Source organism: Actinosynnema sp. NPDC002837 (genome assembly GCF_040295345.1).
GTDB lineage: Bacteria > Actinomycetota > Actinomycetes > Mycobacteriales > Pseudonocardiaceae > Actinosynnema.
Window position 1 is genome coordinate 12,861 of record NZ_JBEOVG010000012.1, and the last position, 17,021, is coordinate 29,881.

At 68.2% G+C, this 17,021-nt stretch carries 17 protein-coding genes, 4 tRNA genes and 1 pseudogene; 10 read left to right on the forward strand and 12 right to left on the reverse strand.

Annotated elements, in window-relative coordinates; genetic code table 11:
• Window positions 1-549: 549 nt before the first annotated feature.
• A complete protein-coding gene (locus tag ABTZ99_RS11420) occupies window positions 550-1,014 on the forward strand; it encodes a universal stress protein (protein WP_498781094.1) in 465 nt (154 codons plus the stop codon).
• Window positions 1,011-1,232, forward strand: coding sequence for a DUF1918 domain-containing protein (locus ABTZ99_RS11425; protein ID WP_499610538.1), 222 nt, complete (start codon window positions 1,011-1,013; stop codon window positions 1,230-1,232). The genes ABTZ99_RS11420 and ABTZ99_RS11425 overlap by 4 nt, the downstream gene beginning before the upstream one ends.
• Before the next feature lie 893 nt (window positions 1,233-2,125).
• Here the strand turns inward: ABTZ99_RS11425 and ABTZ99_RS11430 are convergent.
• From ABTZ99_RS11430 to ABTZ99_RS11445, 4 genes are all read right to left on the reverse strand, one after another.
• Window positions 2,126-2,200 (reverse strand) — tRNA-Val (locus ABTZ99_RS11430).
• 1 nt (window position 2,201) lies between these two features.
• Window positions 2,202-2,273: transfer RNA gene (locus ABTZ99_RS11435), tRNA-Cys, on the reverse strand.
• A gap of 58 nt (window positions 2,274-2,331) precedes the next feature.
• A tRNA-Gly gene (locus tag ABTZ99_RS11440) sits at window positions 2,332-2,404 on the reverse strand.
• Window positions 2,405-2,549: 145 nt separating this feature from the next.
• Window positions 2,550-2,975, reverse strand: coding sequence for an SsgA family sporulation/cell division regulator (locus ABTZ99_RS11445; protein WP_073893954.1), 426 nt, complete (start codon window positions 2,973-2,975; stop codon window positions 2,550-2,552).
• A gap of 242 nt (window positions 2,976-3,217) precedes the next feature.
• Between ABTZ99_RS11445 and ABTZ99_RS11450 the strand changes: the two genes are divergently transcribed.
• The 4 genes from ABTZ99_RS11450 to ABTZ99_RS11465 all read left to right on the forward strand — a co-directional run bounded on the left by ABTZ99_RS11450 (window position 3,218) and on the right by ABTZ99_RS11465 (window position 5,219).
• Window positions 3,218-3,865, forward strand: coding sequence for an RNA polymerase sigma factor (locus tag ABTZ99_RS11450; protein WP_499610541.1), 648 nt, complete (start codon window positions 3,218-3,220; stop codon window positions 3,863-3,865).
• Window positions 3,862-4,644 carry an anti-sigma factor gene (locus ABTZ99_RS11455; protein WP_499610544.1) on the forward strand — a complete coding sequence of 261 codons (783 nt, stop codon included), beginning with the start codon at window positions 3,862-3,864 and terminating at the stop codon, window positions 4,642-4,644. Before ABTZ99_RS11450 ends, ABTZ99_RS11455 begins: the two co-directional genes overlap by 4 nt.
• Window positions 4,645-4,669: 25 nt before the next feature.
• On the forward strand, window positions 4,670-5,098 hold the full coding sequence (locus ABTZ99_RS11460) for a TIGR02611 family protein (protein WP_499610547.1): 429 nt from the start codon (window positions 4,670-4,672) through the stop codon (window positions 5,096-5,098).
• Window positions 5,099-5,147: 49 nt separating this feature from the next.
• A tRNA-Val gene (locus ABTZ99_RS11465) sits at window positions 5,148-5,219 on the forward strand.
• A 117-nt stretch (window positions 5,220-5,336) separates the two neighbouring features.
• Here ABTZ99_RS11465 and ABTZ99_RS11470 read toward each other — a convergent pair.
• The 4 genes from ABTZ99_RS11470 to ABTZ99_RS11485 form a co-directional block, all read right to left on the reverse strand.
• A complete protein-coding gene (locus ABTZ99_RS11470) occupies window positions 5,337-6,452 on the reverse strand; it encodes a site-specific integrase (RefSeq protein WP_499610550.1) in 1,116 nt (371 codons plus the stop codon).
• A 102-nt stretch (window positions 6,453-6,554) separates the two neighbouring features.
• A complete protein-coding gene (locus ABTZ99_RS11475) occupies window positions 6,555-6,902 on the reverse strand; it encodes a helix-turn-helix domain-containing protein (protein ID WP_499610553.1) in 348 nt (115 codons plus the stop codon).
• 172 nt (window positions 6,903-7,074) lie between these two features.
• On the reverse strand, window positions 7,075-7,722 hold the full coding sequence (locus tag ABTZ99_RS11480) for an integrase core domain-containing protein (protein WP_499610555.1): 648 nt from the start codon (window positions 7,720-7,722) through the stop codon (window positions 7,075-7,077).
• A gap of 98 nt (window positions 7,723-7,820) precedes the next feature.
• Window positions 7,821-8,144: an integrase gene (locus ABTZ99_RS11485; RefSeq protein WP_499610817.1), complete on the reverse strand. Its 324-nt coding sequence runs from the start codon at window positions 8,142-8,144 to the stop codon at window positions 7,821-7,823.
• Between ABTZ99_RS11485 and ABTZ99_RS11490 the strand changes: the two genes are divergently transcribed.
• The 4 genes from ABTZ99_RS11490 to ABTZ99_RS11505 all read left to right on the forward strand — a co-directional run bounded on the left by ABTZ99_RS11490 (window position 8,075) and on the right by ABTZ99_RS11505 (window position 14,431).
• Window positions 8,075-9,652: an ISL3 family transposase gene (locus ABTZ99_RS11490; protein ID WP_499610558.1), complete on the forward strand. Its 1,578-nt coding sequence runs from the start codon at window positions 8,075-8,077 to the stop codon at window positions 9,650-9,652. The genes ABTZ99_RS11485 and ABTZ99_RS11490 overlap by 70 nt on opposite strands.
• A 490-nt stretch (window positions 9,653-10,142) precedes the next feature.
• The gene (locus tag ABTZ99_RS11495; protein ID WP_499610561.1) at window positions 10,143-11,546 is read left to right on the forward strand and encodes a CHAT domain-containing protein; all 1,404 of its coding nucleotides are present in this window, start codon (window positions 10,143-10,145) and stop codon (window positions 11,544-11,546) included.
• 235 nt (window positions 11,547-11,781) lie between these two features.
• Window positions 11,782-13,008, forward strand: coding sequence for a hypothetical protein (locus ABTZ99_RS11500; protein ID WP_499610563.1), 1,227 nt, complete (start codon window positions 11,782-11,784; stop codon window positions 13,006-13,008).
• 577 nt (window positions 13,009-13,585) lie between these two features.
• A complete protein-coding gene (locus tag ABTZ99_RS11505) occupies window positions 13,586-14,431 on the forward strand; it encodes a serine hydrolase domain-containing protein (protein WP_499610567.1) in 846 nt (281 codons plus the stop codon).
• Window positions 14,432-14,577: 146 nt separating this feature from the next.
• On the opposite strand, the gene ABTZ99_RS11510 is transcribed toward ABTZ99_RS11505, so the two are convergent.
• From ABTZ99_RS11510 to ABTZ99_RS11525, 4 genes and pseudogenes are all read right to left on the reverse strand, one after another.
• A complete protein-coding gene (locus ABTZ99_RS11510; RefSeq protein ID WP_499610571.1) occupies window positions 14,578-15,288 on the reverse strand; it encodes an integrase core domain-containing protein in 711 nt (236 codons plus the stop codon).
• Between the two features lie 12 nt (window positions 15,289-15,300).
• A pseudogene (locus ABTZ99_RS11515) lies at window positions 15,301-15,531 on the reverse strand (hypothetical protein); the annotation flags it as partial.
• Window positions 15,532-15,761: 230 nt separating this feature from the next.
• Entirely contained in the window at window positions 15,762-16,652 is an 891-nt protein-coding gene (locus ABTZ99_RS11520) for a hypothetical protein (protein ID WP_499610574.1), read from the reverse strand.
• Window positions 16,649-17,017 (reverse strand): hypothetical protein, encoded by a 369-nt coding sequence (locus ABTZ99_RS11525; RefSeq protein ID WP_499610576.1) that lies wholly within the window; start codon window positions 17,015-17,017, stop codon window positions 16,649-16,651. Before ABTZ99_RS11525 ends, ABTZ99_RS11520 begins: the two co-directional genes overlap by 4 nt.
• Between the last annotated feature and the right edge of the window lie 4 nt (window positions 17,018-17,021).

Consider the following 17,021-nt stretch of genomic DNA (forward strand, 5'->3'; position numbering starts at 1 on the left):
CAGGGTGACGTTGGCGCGTGCACCATGGGGCGCGGACGAGCAGATAGCCGTCGCGTGCGTCGCGTCGAACTGGCTGAGCGCCCCCTCCGGCCGTCTCCGCCCCGACTTCGCGGCGACCGTGGTCGAGGGCGGTGGTCACTACCTCGACACCTCGCTCCGCCGCACGGCGAGTCGCGGCGGGGGCAAGTCCGTCCTCCGCGAATGCCCGGATGCCGAGTGCTCGTCGGGAAACGCCTCGACGGTGGGAGTGCGTCATCGTCCCGGTCGCCGACAAGCCGTAGCGGCGCGCCGCCGTGGAGCTCGTGCCGTCGAACCCCAACGCCGGCCGATGTCCGTGCGACCGCTTCCGCAGCATCCAAGGCGGGCCGACTTCGACGCTGCCGCACTCGGCAGCCGAACAGCGTTCGTCGGAGGGCGGCACGGCATCCGACTCGGACTCCGACAGGGCCCCGGTCGGAGGGCTCTTCCCAGGCGGTACCAACGGCCGCGTTGAGCGGTTCGGGGCCCGCCTAGCGTTGGGAAGGGGCATGAGGAGCTTGGAGGTGCAGTATGGACGGACCGGTGGTGGTCCGGCACACCGGAACCTCGGACGGGCCGGTCGTCGTGGGAATCGATGGTTCTCCGGTCGGTCACCGCGCCACCGCTTCCGCGTTCGAGGAGTCCGCACCACTGACCACCGTGATCCCTCGCGACGAATTCGTGCAGGACACTGCTGACGGCTCACTTCGACTCGTGGCGGGCTGGGGCGGGGGCCAGGCGGAGGGGCGTCCGGCGCCTGCGGAGCGGCCGGTCGGGTGGCGGGAGACGCACCCGGATGTCGCCGTCGAGCGTGAAGCGGGGCGGGGGCGTCCGACGCGGGCATTGCCAGACGTGGCGCGGCACCGGCTGCTCGTCCTGGGCAGTCGTGGGTACGGCGGCTCCGCCGGAATGCTGCCCGACTCCACCAGCCAGGCGCGGGTCCAGCACGCGCGCTGCCCGCTCGCCGTGGTGTGGCGGACGGAGGCGGAGCGGTGAAAGCCGAGGTCGGGGACTGGGTGGTGATCGAAGGCGTGCCGACTCGGCGTGGACAGGTGGTGGAACTGCGCCATCCCGACGGGTCGCCGCCGTACCTCGTGCACTGGCTCGACACGGGCAAGCGGACACTGGTGTTCCCAGGGCCGGACGGCCGTGTCGTGACCGCCGAGGAGGAGGCGCGGCGTGTCGCCGCGGCGACGGAGGCGTTCGTGCCGTGAGAAGCCTGTCCGGGCTCGTCTTCCCTGTCGTGGTCTTGCCGCCGCCAGCGTGAGCGGGGTGCTGTGGTGGCCGGATCGGACTGCCGCCTCCCCGGTCCACCGCGCCGATCCGGTCGCGGGCCGGTCCGCCGGTACGGGTGTGCGTCGTTCACGTCGTGCGTGCTGTTCGTTGGTGCTGGCGGGGTGCGGACCGTCCGGTGGACCGCCTGCCGGCACCACCTCGTCCGCTCCGACGTCCGCTCCGGTGTCGCGTCCGCTCACGGTGGTGTCCGGCACGGTGAGGGCCAGGGCGAGGCGCGGTGTCTGCTGTTGGACGCGAACGGGAGTCAGTACCTGCTCCTGGCGGCGGCGATAGCCCCTGACGCTGCACGGACCCGGACCACCGGAATCGGCGACGCCCCGGATCGTGGCCCGGTCGAGGGTGGCCGTGCCCGGCGATCAGGCCTGCTCACCGGCTCCACCAGGTCGGCCACGAGGGGCGCGCCGGGAACCCGGCACGGCGTGGGAAGCCACCACCGATGACCTCCGGCCGGTGAAGCGCACCGGATGTCCGCCGTCGCCGGCCGCCGTGACCTAAGTCTCTCGCACCGGGCCCTTCCGGCCCTGAACTCCGTCGCGTCGCCCGCGTCCGCGGCGCCGGTCATCGATGCCGCTTCCGAGATCGGGTCCCAGGACCCGGTCGATTCGGCTTTCCTGGTCGTGCCGAAGTCGAAGGCCGTCCGCAGCGGGAGTTCGGCGTTCGGATGGTTCCCACACCTGGGAGCCGTGGTGGCGGGGCTGAGGTCGGGCGGAGTTTCGACGGTCGGCTCCGGATTCGCTCCATTGATCTTGTAAGACGTGCAAGAAGCCCGGCCTCAAGATCGAGGACCGGGCTTCTGACCTGCATTTATAGATGGTGGACGATACTGGGATTGAACCAGTGACCCCTACCGTGTCAAGGTAGTGCTCTCCCGCTGAGCTAATCGTCCGAGGCGGAGACGGGAATCGAACCCGTGTACAGGGCTTTGCAGGCCCTTGCCTAAGCCACTCGGCCACTCCGCCGTGATTCCTGAAGGCTAGCACCCAGGAGTCAGGCCTGAGCCCAAGGGGCCCTCTGCCGAGCGGATGACGAGACTCGAACTCGCGACCCTCACCTTGGCAAGGTGATGCGCTACCAACTGCGCTACATCCGCATGCCCCGTGGATTACTTGGAACTTTTCCCTTTTGGGGCTTGTCGTTCCGGTCTTCCTCGGTGCGAGAGGAACTTTATTACATGCACCGCAGCGGGATCAAATCGGGGGGTCCTTGACCGCCTCGCGGGCCCGCTACCTGCGCTTTTACGTCAGGTCGTTGGAGATCAGGTGGGTCAGGGCCTCGTCGACGTCGACCCACAGGTGCTCGTTCCCGGGCACGACGACGTCGTAGGTCCGGTCGAGGAAGTCGGCCAGTTCCTGGGCCGAGGCCTCGAACATGGCGTGGCCGGACGGCGAGCTCAGTTCGATCACCACGACCTCGGGGTCGTCGGCGGCCGGGCGGATTCGGACGTCGCCGTCCCCCGCGTCGGCGATCAGGCCGTCGGCGAGCAGGTCGCGGGCGAAGACCCACTCCACCCAGCCGGCACGGCCGGTTCGGAACGCGGCGACTACCGCGTACGGGTCTTTCGTGTCATAGCGAAGCTCCACCTGCACCGGGACGGCCGGGGTCCTCGGCGCCAGCAGGTCGAAGACCGCTGTTGAGCGGAGTGTCACGTGGTCGTTGCGCATCGTCGTTACCCTCTTCTCCCTTCCCGGCCAATGGAACGACCGAGTTCTCTACTTGTGACGTATATGTGGCGAGGAACGCTCGACTCTCGATGGTTTATCACCCGATTGGGGCCATGCAACTCCACTGGGCTACCACCTCGATGCGTTCCGTGTCCACTGGGCCAGGCTGCTCCCATCTTGCTGGGTTTAACCTGAACCCGGTACCGGCTGTTGCGCGAATGTTGGACGTGAGGACCTCTCTGGTGGCTGACTCACCCCCGCCGCGACGCGACCCGGACCTGCGACGTCCCACCGACGTGGAACTCGCCGCGCGGGTGACGGTGGGTGACCGCACGGCGTTCGGTGAACTCTACGACCGGTACGGGAAACCGGCGTATTCGCTCGCCCGGCGGATCTGTGTCGATCCGGGCCTGGCCGAGGACGTCGTCCAAGAGGCGTTCCTGGCCCTCTGGCGCAACCCCGCGGCCTACGACCGCTCACGCGGCGGGTTCGGCACGTGGCTGATGACCGTCGTGCACCACCGCGCGGTTGACGCGGTCCGTCGCGAGAACACCCAGCGTAGACGAAGTGTCCCCTTGGCCGACGAGACCTCTGAGCTCAACGTCACACCGGCGGAAGGCGCGGACCAGGCCGCGTTGACCGCTGTGGTGGGCGCTGAGGTGCGTGAGGCGCTGCAACGGCTTCCCGAAGACCAGAGGCAGGTGCTCGCGCTGGCCTACCTGGGCGGCTACACGCAGGTCGAGGTCGCGGCGTTGACCGGCATACCCCTCGGCACGGTGAAATCGCGCACGTTCGCCGCCATCCGCGGGCTGCGCACGGCACTGCGCTCGCTGTGGGCGGGCGAGACCGGCGGCGACGCGCCGGGCAGGACGACGGGAGCACAACGGTGAACCGGGACGACGACCGGTGCCCTGAGGAGGAGCTCGCGGTCGGCTACGCGATGCACGCGCTCGAGCCGGGCGAGGAAGCGTTGATTCGGGCCCACGTGCCGGGATGCGCGCGGTGTCAGGAGACGATTCGCGCCACACAGGAGGTGACGGCCGCGTTGGGCGGGTCGGTCCGCCAGTACGACCCGCCGGAGCGCCTGCGGACGCGTCTGATGGATGCGATCGAGAACACACCTCAGGTACGCGTGGCGGAGGAGCCGGTTCCGCTCGGATCACGGCGACCTGACCGGCCCGGCGGGTCGGGGCGCAAGCTGCTCCTGGCCGCGGCGGCGTTGGTCGTGGTGGCCGGGATCGGTGTCGCGGGCGTCCGGTTCGGCCAGCTGAACGACCAGGTCGCCCAGCAGGACGTGCGGGCCGGGCAGTTGGAGCGCGCGCTGCGGATCGTGGCCGACCCGGATGCGAGCCGGGCCGTGCTGCAGGACGAGTCGGGTGACGCGGTGGCCGTGCTGCTGTCCGCTGACGACGCCGCCGCGATCGTGCCGACGGATCTGCCGGCCAACGACGTGACGCGGCAGATCTACGTGGTGTGGGGGACCAGCGCGCCGGAGCCTGTGGCGTTGGCCACATTCGACGTCACGGTGAGCGATGCCGACGTGCGACTTCTGGCTTGGTCGCCGGACGCGCACCGGCACAACGGCTTCGGGATCTCGTTGGAAGAAGGCCGCACGGCGCCCGCGCGGCCGTCGAGCGTATTGGCATCGGGCCAGGTAGGCCCCGCGTGAGCGACGAATGAGCGATGATGTGGGCATGAGCACAGAACAGCGCGAAGACACCGACAACGGCGCTCAGCACCTCCGCTGGTTCCGCCGCAACCCCGCGCTGAACATGACCTACCGCATCGGTGTCGGCGTGGTGGGTGGCTTGGTGCTGGTCGCGGGCGTGCTGATGATCCCGTACCCGGGGCCGGGCTGGTTGGTCGTCTTCGCCGGGCTGGCGATCCTGGCCACCGAGTTCGAGTGGGCGGGCCGGGTGCTGAGGTTCGCCAAGCGCTACTACGACGCGTGGGTCGCGTGGTTGCGGCGGCAGAACCTCTTGGTGAAGGGCCTCGTGCTGGCCGGCACCGGCCTCGTGGTGGTCGTGACGTGTTGGCTGCTCGGGGTGTTCGCGCTGGTAGGTGGCTGGTTCGGGCTCGAGTGGGCCTGGTTGGAGAGCCCGATTTTTGGTTCGCGGGGATGATGTTGTAAGCTATGGCCACACCGCGAGAGCGGGTGTGAGAACTGAATACGGGCGTTTAGCTCAGCGGGAGAGCGCTTCGTTCACACCGAAGAGGTCACTGGTTCGATCCCAGTATCGCCCACAGTGTGTTTTACCTGGTCAACGGCCTGCAGACGATCACTGTCTGCAGGCCGTTGATCGTTTAGGGGAGCATCTGGGGAGCAAACGATCTTGACCACAACCGTATTTGCGAAGGTGGTCATAGGTTCGTGCTCCCCGTTTGTTCCCGGGTTTGCTCCCAGCGGTGTTGGAGTGCGGCGAGCATGGCGTCGATCATGGGTTGGGTGACGTGGGAGTAGACGCCCATGACGCCGTAGAACTTGTGGCCGATCCTTTTGTGCTGGAGGACCTCGGGGACGCGGTCTTCGATGAGCCAGGTCTTGTGGGTGTGGCGTAGGTCGTGGAAGTGCATGTCGGGGTTGATCCGCGGTCGGCCGGCGGCGGTGTCCCCACGCAGGGCGGGTAGCCAGACGCGGCGGCGGAAGTTGGAGCGGCGGTGGAAGCCGCCGTCTGTTCCGGTGAACACGAACCGTGCGGCGGGGTGGCGATCGTGGTGGTCCTCGAGCAGGTCGACCAGGAACGGCGGTAGGTGCACGGTGCGGACGCTGGCTGGTGTCTTGGGCGGTCCGAGGGTGAGTTTGCCGCCGACCTCGTGCAGGGCGCCGACCTTGCCGTCGACGCGGATCTCCCGGTTGGCCGTGTCGACCCGTGTCCATTGCAGGCCGGTCAGTTCACCCCAGCGCAGGCCGGTGTAGGCGGCGGTGACGATCAGGGCGGCGTTGTCGGGGGACACGCGGGCGGCCAGGCCGGCGATCTGGGCGGTGGTGGCATGGGGCCGTTCTGGTTGATCGCCAGGGGCGAGGCGGAGTTTGCGGCAGGGGTTGGCACCGATCAGCCCTTCGTCGACGGCTTCGCCCATGATCCGCGACAGCAGATTGACCACATCGGCGACGCTGCGCTCGCCCAACGACCGTCGTAGTTGCTTGGCCCAGATCTTGACCACCATCCGCGACAGGTCGCCCAGCTCGGTGTCGGCGAAGCGGGGCAGGATGTGGTTGCGCAGATGGGAGTCGTAGGTGGCCCAGGTGACCGCGCTGACGTCGTGGGCCTGGACCCACTCGCGCACCCAGTCGCCGAACAGGGTCTGCGCCAGCCGTGGGTCGACGAACCGTCCCCGTCGCTGATCGGACTCCACGTCCTTCGCCCGGTTTTCGGCCTCCTCGCGCGTGTCGAACCCGTTCTCGGTGAACAACGATCCGTCCGGCAACCGGTAGCGCACCCGGTACCCGTCGCCGCGTTTCTCCGCCCAGGCCATGGCAGTCTCCTCTAACTCTTCGTCGTGGGGTGTCGGTCCGTCGTGGACGACGGCCGACGGACAGTGACGCTCCATATCCGTTGCGACGCAACCGAACTGTGTTCACCCCTGCCGACGACGCGAGTACGGACCGCGGGCCTTGGGGCGGGACGTCGCGTCCCGGCGGGCGGCACGGGATCCGCGGTGGATGATCGAGCGCAGGTCGGCGTCGGAGAACCGCAGATGCTTGCCCAGGAAGGTGCACGGGATCTCGCCGCGCCCGGCCATGCGACGCAACCAGGACTCTCGCACCGACAACGCCCGCGCCGCCTGCGCCGGGGTGTGCAACAGCCGCACCCCCTCCGCTGCCTCGGGGAGATCCGGAGCGGCCGCGTCGGAGTCGGTCGTCGCCTGCCCGTCAATGGGGTCGGCGGCGGATCCGACCGCCCGGCCGGGCACTGTGTTCGCCATGAGGACCTCCGATAGGGAAGCGGTGCCGCAGCACGGCGCCGTCAGCACCCCTCAACTCCGCCGAAAGGCATCAAAAGCAACACAGCCGCTCCAAATCTCTTCGCCTTGACCGATCCGGTGACCCGGACGGCCTATGGGGTGCCAGAAGTCGGCCATACCACCTGACCTGCGGTTAGGCTGCTATGGGTTCGTACTCGTTGATCAGGCCGCCGAGGACTGGTCGGCGACGTATCGAGGTGCAGTTCGGCTCTGCCGTCGGGTGGTCCGGTCGTGGTGGGCTGAGTTGTCGGGCTTGGTGTGGTCTGCGGTGGTTGTAGTGGTTCGCGTAGCGCTGCAGCACGGCCTGCAGGTGGTGTTCGTTAAGGATGAGCAGGCGGTCGGTGGCTTCGCGTCTGACGGTGCCGACGAACCGTTCGGCGTGGGCGTTGGCTCGTGGACACCGTGGTGGGGTCTTCACGACCTTGATGCCGGCGTCGGAGAGGACGGCGTCGAATGAGGTGGTGAACTGGCCGGCCCGGTCTCGGATGAGGAACCGGAAGTCGTCCGCCCGGTCGTCGAGGTTCATCAGTAGGTTGCGGGCTTGTTGGGTGGTCCGTGCCCCGTCGGGGTGGGTGGTGGTTCCGAGGATGTGGATGTAGCGGGTGGCGACCTCGATTACGAAGAAGACGTAGACCCGTTTGAGCGTCAGGGCGCAGTCGACGTGGAAGAAGTCGCAGGCCAGCATGCTCGAGGCCTGGGCGCGGAGGAACCGTCGCCAGGAGGTGTCGGTGTCGCGCTGGGGCGCGGGCGGTATCCGCAGGCGCTTGAGCACGCGGCGCACGGTCGACGCGGCTACCCGATGGCCGAGCTTGAGCAGCTCGCCCTGGATCCGGCGGTGACCCCAGCGGGCGTTCTCCCGGGCCATCCGCTCGATCAACGCTAGACGGCGTCGTCGACCGGTGGACGCCCGGTGTGCTTCGGGTAGGTCCACTTCTTCGCGACCAGACGTCGGTGCCATCGCAGGAGGGTGCCCGGTGTCACCAACCGGTGCCCACGCAGCAGCCGTGGCAGTCGGCCCGCCAATGCGGCGAGCACCGCGCGATCGGCCCACTCCCACTGCGGACGGGGGTGGACCCGCCGCAGCAAGGCGACCTCGTGCCGCAGCACCAGCAACTCCACGTCCTTGGCCGCTGATGACCGGCCGAGCAGAACCAACCAGCCGACGACCCGGACGAAGATCAGGTACACCAGTCGTAGCGTCACGTCTCACGATCATGCTCCTACAGCACGTAGTGCGCGATCGCCGCAGCTCAACGCCTCAGAGCAGAGTTCTGGCACCCCACAGGAACGCGGCCGTGCCGTGTCCGGTGTGCGGGACCGCGACGGCGCAGGTGCACGGGTATCACAGTCGGACGCTCAAGGACGTGCCGGTCGACGGCCGTCAGGTGGTCGTGCGCCTGCGCGCCCGGCGGCTGGTCTGCGCGGCCTTGGGCTGCCCGCGGCAGACCTTCCGGGAGCAGGTCCCCGGCCTGGTGGAACGCCATCAGCGTCGCACAGCGCGGCTCGTGCGTCAGATTTCCCAGGTGGCGCGGGAGTTGTGCGGTCGGGCGGCCGCGCGCCTGACCGACCTTCTCGCCATGCCCGCCTCCCGCGGCACGGCGGTGCGCCACCTATGGCGCCTGCCGCTGCCCGAACCGGTGGTTCCGCGGGTGATCGGCGTGGACGACTTCGCCCTGCGCCGCCGCCACCGCTACGCCACGATCGTCATCGACGCCGAGACCGGCCGACGTGTCGCGGTCCTGCCCGGCCGCGACGCGGCCACCCTGGAATCGTGGCTGCGCGGGCATCCCGGTGTCGAGGTCGTGTGCCGGGACGGCTCGGCCACCTACGCCGAAGCGATTCGCCGAGCCCTGCCCGACGCGGTGCAGGTCAGCGACCGATGGCACCTGTGGCGCAATCTCTGCGACAAGGTCCTGCTCGAAGTCCGCGCGCATGCCGGATGCTGGGCCACGGTCAACCCGCCCCGCCCGGGCGGGGTCCACGAGCAGACCGTCCGCGAGCGCTGGAACAAAGTCCACGAGCTGCTCGATCAAGGTGTCGGCCTGCTCGACTGCGCACGGCGCCTGGGCGTGGCCCTCAACACCGTCAAACGCTATACCCGCATGCCCGAACCCCACAGCACGCGCATCGCCCCGACCTACCGTCCGACGCTGGTCGACCCCTACCGCGAGCACCTGCGCGCCCGCCGCGCGGCCGATCCCGCGGTCCCGGCCACCCGCCTGCTCGCCGAGATCCAGGACTTGGGCTACACCGGCAGCGCCAACCTGCTGGTCCGCTACCTCAACCAGGGCCGCGCCGAAGGCGAGCGCCCCGTCACCACCTCCCGCCACGCGAGCTGCCTCCTGCTCACCAGACCCGCGAACCTGCGCCCGAAGGACACGGAGTTGCTGGAGAAGATCACCGCGGCCTGCCCGGAGATGACCGCACTCGCCAGTCTGGTGCGCCGCTTCGCCGCCCTGTTGACACCCGCCGCGGGCAACGACGCGAAACTCACCGAGTGGATCACGGCGGCCCGCGCCGTCGACTTACCGTACTTGCGCAGTCTCACCAACGGCCTCGAGATCGACCGGTCCGCTGTGGACGCCGCCGTGACCCTGCCCTACCACAACGGCCGCACCGAAGGCGTCAACACCCGCACCAAAAGGATCATGAGACAGATGCACGGACGCGCCGGATTCGACCTCCTCCGCCACCGCATCCTCCTCCCCTGACAGACACCCAGCGTCACCACCGACTACGGGTCAGAGCCGCTCGTTTGACAGACCCGCGATGGAGGCGAGTTCGACGCAGGTGAGGGGGATGCCCAGGGTTTAGCCGCCGCGTTCCTCGCGGCCGAAGGAGCTGACGAGTTCGGCCAGGACGCGGGCGACGCGTTCGGCGGCGGAGTGGGACAGGAAGTCGCGGCGGCGTTTGTTGGCCCACCACAGCTGGTCGGCCGCGTCACGTGCGAGTAGACGCCCATGACCCCACGGAACTTGTGCCCGATCCTCTTGTGCTGAAGTACTTCGGGAACGCCGTGTGGGGTGGCAGAAGTCGGTCACACTATCTGATCTGCGGTTAGGCTGCTGTGGGCTCGTACTCGTTGATCAGGCTGCCGAGGACTGGTCGGCGACCTGTCGATGTGCAGCTCGGCTCTGCGATCGGTCGGTCTGGTCGTGGTGGTGCGAGTTGTAGGGCTTGGTGCGGTGTGCGGTGGTTGTAGTGGGCCACGTTGTGGTGCTGCACGCATTGTGCCGGCTCGAACTCCTGCTGGCGGGGGGCGACCTGGTGACGGCCCTGACCGAGGCGCAGACCACCCTGCGGGCAATCGGCGATCGCCGGTTCGGCCCCGTACTCCACCGTCCCCTGCTCGACGTGCACGATCGACGGCTGAGAACACTCGCCTCGCAGCTCGTGACGAGCACGCTCGACCCCTGGCAGGCGTTCGACGTCGCCGAACGGGTTCGAGCCGGCGTGTCCCACCATCCGCCGACCCGCGCCGCGCGTCACCCCGCACTCGCGGACCGGCTCACCCAAATCCGCTTCCTGACCCGCGCCATCGGGATGACCTCACGCGACGACCCCGAGTGGGACTCCCTGCACCGCCAGTTGGAGCAGATGCGACGTGAAGCCGCACTTCTGGGGTGGGTGGAGCAGGCGCAGCCACCGACCGATCCGTGGCCCCTCGCCGAGCGTCTCGGCGCGCGAGCGTTGATCGCCTTCACCGAGGCGTGGGACGGCCTGCTCCTCGTGGTCCTTGTGGACCACGAGGCGTTCGTGACCCGTCTCGGCGATGCCGAACGATGTTTCGAAGGCGTTCGGCAGTTGCACGCCGACCTCGCCGCCGTTGCGCCGGACAACCTGCCCACACCCCTGGCCGACGCCATCTCCACCGCGGTGCAGCGGCGGGCGGCCTGGTTGGACGAAGTGCTGGTGCGACCGCTGGCGGACCGGATCGCCGACCGGGACCTCGTCGTCCTGCCCACCGGCGCTCTCTACCCACTGCCCTGGACCACACTGCCCTCATTGCGAGGACGAGCCGTCGTGGTGTCACCGTCCGCGACCGCCTGGGTGGAACGGCACGACGACAACCGGCAGGAGAACGGCCGAGTGGTCATCGTCGTTGGTCCGCACGCGGCCTCGGACGTGGCGGCACTACCGCGCCATCACTCGCACGCCGACCTGTTCGCGGGCCGGCTGGCTCGTGCCGAAGACGTGCTGTCCGCGATGGAGGGCGCGTCGTTGGTGCACCTGGCCGTGTGGGGCGTGCACCGACCCGAGAACACCGCGTTCTCCGCCGTGCGCCTCCACGACCGCGTGATCTACGCACACGAGGTCGGTGACCTCAAGCAACCACCGGGCGTCGTGCTGCTCGACGGCGAGGACCTCCGACCCGGTGATGCCGGAAGCGGTGAGGAAGTGTTCGGGTTCGCCGGAGGCTTGATCAAGGCGGGAGTGCGCAGCGTCGTGGTGGCAGCCGCCCGGACGGGCGCGCGGACCGGTGCCGATGCAGTGCGCGAATTCCACACCGCCATCGCCCGGGGCGAGTCCCCGGCACGGGCGGTGGCCGCGATCAACGCGCGCAATCCGTTGCGCAGGACCTTTCTCTGCATCGGGTACGGATGACCTGACACCGACCTTGTACCCGAACCTGTGCGCCAGCCGCGCGCGGATTGAAGGTCACTTCGCCGTGGGAGGGACAGGATCTGCAACACGCCAGCTTAGCTGCGAACTTGCTGCCCTGTTGGTGGTGATGTCCTGAGCGCCACAAGGTCGATCGCTAACACCCGTTCGGGTCAGTCGTGGTCGGTTGCCGTGATCGCACAAGAAACATCCCAGGTTCGAGGCGGATACTGGCAGCATGATAAAGATATTGTTTGTCGCCTTCGTGATCGCTGGGATGCTCGTGTCACCTAGCGTAGCCACCGCAGCCGATCCGCCGCCGTATCGAGTCGACCCGACCACGACCGGCGTATATTCCATCTCGGCGAGCCGTGCTTACGGGAACGCTGATCTGCTCGGCGGCGCAATCGGCTCGGCGAAGAAGCGCAAGGTCGATTGGATCCTGAGCAACGCCAACCGCTCGATGGAGGCGTTGTCGTGCCAGACTGGCGATGGAAAAGCAATGCAGCCACTGGCGTCACAGGGCGTCGGAGAGTACGGCTTCTGCTGGCAGTCCGACAACACGACCACATCCGACGACCCCGACACCACCACGTGGATGCCGCAGGGCATCACCACGACGGCAGACGCACTGGGCAGTTATACCTATGACGGTGTTCAGGCGGTCGCCACGACTTGGTACAGCTCCGCTAACAGTTACGTGCGGCTCAGTCTCGCCCCGGCGATGGGCTACGGCGCGGGCAACAACAAGTACCGGCACCTGCTGTTAGTGAACCCCGGCTCCGGAGGAACGTTCACCGCCGTCCGGGACTGCCACGCCGGTGGTGCCATGTGGTACGGAAACATGCTTTATGTCGCGTGCAGTAACCACATCAAGTTATTCAGTTGGGACCACGTTTACAGTGCCGACACCACCTCGTACTGCAGTGATCTCATCGGTCGTTACTCCGACAACGGAGCCTATCGATTCTGTGCCAGCGGGTACGCATACATCATGATGCAGGTCGGCCAGATAACCAATCCGGCTGGCAACGTCCAATTCTCGTCGATTTCGCTCGACCGGGCATCCACGCCGGATCAACTCGTCGTCTCAGAGTACTCGACCGCCAACGGTGGCAAGATCTTCCGGTATCCTCTCGACTATACAACCCGGCTCCCGGCGCAGAATACGCCTTACGACGTGTGGGTGATGCCATGGGACAAGGTACAGGGCGCTGTTGCCCGAGGTAACCGGTTCTGGTTCAACAGCAGCGGGGGCAATGAGTTTTACGGTAAGCTCCGGTTCTGGGACGGCAGCAGTCCGGCGAACCCCGTGAAGGTCTACACTGGCGTACACGGCGCCGAGTCGTTGAGTTATTGGGGATGGGGCGACGGTTCAGGCGGCATGCCGGATATGCTCTACACGTTGAGTGAACATCCTGGCTACCGCGCAGTCATCGCTGTCCGACAGGCGGATTTCAACTGACTCTAGATCCTTGTGGCGGATCCGCTGTGTCGACCGCGCATCCGATGGCGGCGAGGTATTCGTCCGGAAGCGGCACGGCTGCTACACCGGTTACCGCCAGTGCCAACCTGGTCACTTGTGTTCGAGGGTTGTCGCAGGTGCGGTTGAGTGCTGTTACCTGCGGTTTCGTGCCGTTGAGCGCAGTTGGGGACGTCTCTGAGAAATCCTGCTGTGTCAACGTACATCGCTATCCGCCCTGACCTTTGGAAACAAGCCTTCAGCAGGCTGTGTGGGCGCAGTTGACCGTGGTTGGGAGCCGTTCGATGCGGCTGGGGCGCGTCCTGCGGCTCCCAACTCGCTCCCACCGCGCTGCTCCCAAGTGGGCTGGTCGAGCGCGAGCGGTTGACGTCCGCCTCTGCCGATGAGCGTGGTTGGTCCTGCTTAGGAGCGGTGGCTGCGTCGATGGAGGCTCGTTCTCGAAGGTCCTCAGGAAGGGTGCGCTTTTCGCGGCACGGGTAGGTTGCGACTGGATGAGGTGGGGAGGAGACGGGTGACCATGGGTGGCTTCTCGTCGAGGCGGTTGGGGCGGGTCCGGTAGTTGCTGGAGCGTCACGTCGACTCCGGCTTGGTCCCGGGTGCGATGGCCGTTCTCGTCCGTCACGGCGTGGTGCACGTCGAAGCGACGGGCGCCCTCGCGTTCGAGGGCGCGGGTTTGAAGGCGCCGATGGCGGTCGACACGATCTGCCGCATCGGCTCGATGACCAAGCCGGTTGTCACGGCGTGCGCAATGACGCTCGTCGAGGACTGCACCCTGCGCCTGGACGACCCGGTCGACGACCTCCTCCCGGAGCTGGCGGACATAACGGTGCTTGCCGATCCGGACGGGCCACTTGACGACACCGTCCCGGCGGAGCGCCCGATCACGCTGCGGGATCTGCTGACCGGCACCCTCGGCACCGGCATGGTCCCCGCCGAACCGGGAACGGTTCCGATCGCCGACGCGCTGAACGCAGTCGACGCACCGTCGCCGGACGGGTGGTTGCGCCGGCTCGGCACGCTCCCCCTCGTCCATCAGCCGGGCGAGCGCTGGATGTACGACACTGCCGCCGACGTTACGGGCGTGCTCATCGCCTGGGCCACCGGAATGTCCCTCGGGGACGCCCTGTGCGAGCGGATCTGCGATCCGCTCGGGATGAAGGACACCGCCTTTACGGTGCCCGGCGGGAGCAGCGCCCGGTTGGCGACGGCGTACCGGCGCGACAACGCCGCCACCGGCAGCCGGTCGTCGACGACGGCCCCGAGGGGCGGTGGAGCTGGCCGCCGGCGTTCGAATCGGGTGGCGGCGGGCTCCTCTCGACCGCCGAGAATTACCTCGCCTTCGCCTCGGCCCTGTTGGCCGGCGGGTCCCACCGCGGCGAGCGGGTGCTCTCCCGGCCGTCGGTGACGCTGATGACCAGCGACCACCTGAGCCCGGCGCAGAAGGTGTTCTCCGGGTTCCGGCCGGGATACTTCGACAACATGGGCTGGGGTTTCGGGATGTCGGTCCAGACCCGGCGCACCCTGTGCCGCTCGAAAAGTCATCGCTGCTGGTCAGGCAGGATGTCTGTATTCGTTGATGAGGCCGCCGAGGATGCGGGTGCGGAGCGGTCTGTGGGTGTCGAGGTCGTGTACCGCGGTGGGGTGCTGCCGGGCTTCGGGTGGTAGCTGGTCTCGGGCTTGGTGGGGGCGGTGTCGGTTGTAGTGGTTTTCGTAGGTCTTGAGGACTTGTCGTGCGTGGCTCTCGTCGGTGATCAGGATGTGGTCGAGGAGTTCGCGGCGGAGGGTGCCGATGACCCGTTCGCAGTGGGCGTTCATCCGGGGCGCCTGTGGCGTGCTCTTGATGATGCGCAGGTCGTCGGCCAGGAAGCCGGCGTCGAACGCTTGGCCGTACTTGCCGTCGCGGTCGCGGAGCAGGAATCGGAGTGACTCCGTCTGGTGTCCGAGGTCGGCGGCGAGGTTCTTGGCCTGGTGCGTGGTCCATACCTGGGTTGGGTGTGCGGTGACGCCGGTGATGTGCAGGCGTCGGGTGTCGTGTTCGAGGAACGCGAGTGCATACAGGCGTGTGCCGAGCACGGTGTCGAGGTGGAGGACGTCCGCCGCGATGATGCCCTGGGTCTGGGCGGTGAGGAACTCCCGCCAGGTCGGGCCACTGCGGCGGGGTGCCGGGTCGATGCCCGCCCCGTGCAGGATCCGCCAGACCGTCGAGTGGGCGACGCGGTGGCCGAGCCGGGCCATTCGCCCTAGATCCGCCGATGACCCCATCGGGAGTTCTCCTTAGACCGAATCTAATTTGGGGTTGTTGTGGGTCAGCAGATCCAGCTTGTCGGCTCGGCGGTAGCAGATCACCGCGCAGGCCAGTTGGGCGAATGCCGTGAAGTGGGCGGCCTTGCGTTCGTAGCGATGGGCAAGGCGTCGGAACCGGGAAACCCACCCCAGGGTGCGTTTGATGACGTACCGGTGGCGGCCCAGCCGCTTGGCGGACTCGACGCCGCCCCGAGTGGCCCGTGAGCACTTCGGGCACTTGGGCTACGTACGCCTTCTGCCTGCGTAAACGAGGTTACCGGCATGCACAGGGCTCAGGTGGCTGAACGCACCTTCATTCGCTGGCAGCTTGGCAGTCCGCCTGGCCGAATCAGTGCGGTGAGCGGAACGGCAGGCGTGTTGGCCGATCACCAGGACGGCCTCGTCGGCGAGCGCGGAGTTGGTGGGTTTGAGGCCCAACCAGGTGAACAGGTTCACGTCCGCTTCCTCAACAGCGTGGTGATCTCGGCGCCGACGTCTTTGGTGAGGATGCCCTCGCAGGGGATGCCCAGGGCTTCCGCGAGGTGCCTGCCGTGCAGGTCGAAGGTTGATTCGGTGAGTTCCATGAACGCCGCGCCCGCCACCCGTGCTCGCCGCCACGATGTTGCGGCCGCGATGAGCCCGGCGATCGCGGACGGCCACCAGAACGCGCCGACGGCGAGGTAGCCGACGGCCCAGGCCATCAGGCGGGTCGCCGCGGCGAGCTTGGCGCGGAAGGCGCCGATCTCGGTGCGCACGTCTTCGGGGAGAATGAGCCACAAGCGGGGCCACGCCGAGGTGACGTCGAGCCGGTAGGTCTCCCAGATCCGCGTGTCGGTCGCGGCGATCCGGTCGCCCAGCCGGAAGGGGCGTGTGGGCCGCGCGAGGCCGATCCGGTTGCGCCGCGCGTTCAGGTCACGGGCTCGTGCCGCGGTGTCGGCCTCGGCGGGTGTGCCTTCCGCCTTGGCCGCCGCGAGCAGGGCTTCGGCGAACTCGGTCTGCGCGGCGTCCCACCGCCGACGACGCCGGTTCGCCACCCATCGGGGCCGCTGGGCCAGCCACACCCGCTCGACGGCGGCGCCGAGCGCCGTGGCCGCGAGTCCCAGTCCGGCCGAAGCGGTGAGGAGCCCGGCCAGTAGCAGGACCAGCGTGCCGGTGTTGCGCAGCGCGGGCACGGTCGCGAGCTGGTTCAGCTTCGCGAGCAGCAGACCGAGGTCGTTCCAGCGATCGTGGCGGAGCGTCGCGCCGACCGCGGCAACGGTCATCAGGAGCACGCTCGGGACGAGCAGCATGGTGAGCCACCGTTCGGCGAGCTTGCCGCCGAGCGTCTCGAGGAGCTTGGTCACGACCGCAGCCTCGTGGTGACCATCGGCCGGCGGTGCACGAGGCACGGCACCGGATCGGCGTCCGGGGGCTCGACGCGGGTGCAGCTGCGTCCAGGGCACTTCAGGACGGCCAGCACGGCGTGCCCGTCGCCCGCACCGGGCAGCCGGTCGTAGGACCGGACGGAGCTCAACCCGGCCGCGTGCCCGGCATCGAGGAGCCGGTCCTCCAGCGCGTCGAAGTCGTCGGTCAGGTCGTCGAGCGGGACGCCGGCGCGCACGCGCTCGACGATCGTTTCCGCGAGCGCGCGGACGTCGGCGGTGGTTCGCACCGCGTCGGTGCCCTCCGCGAGGCGTTGGCACAGCACAGCCAGTTGATCAGCGGTCACCGAA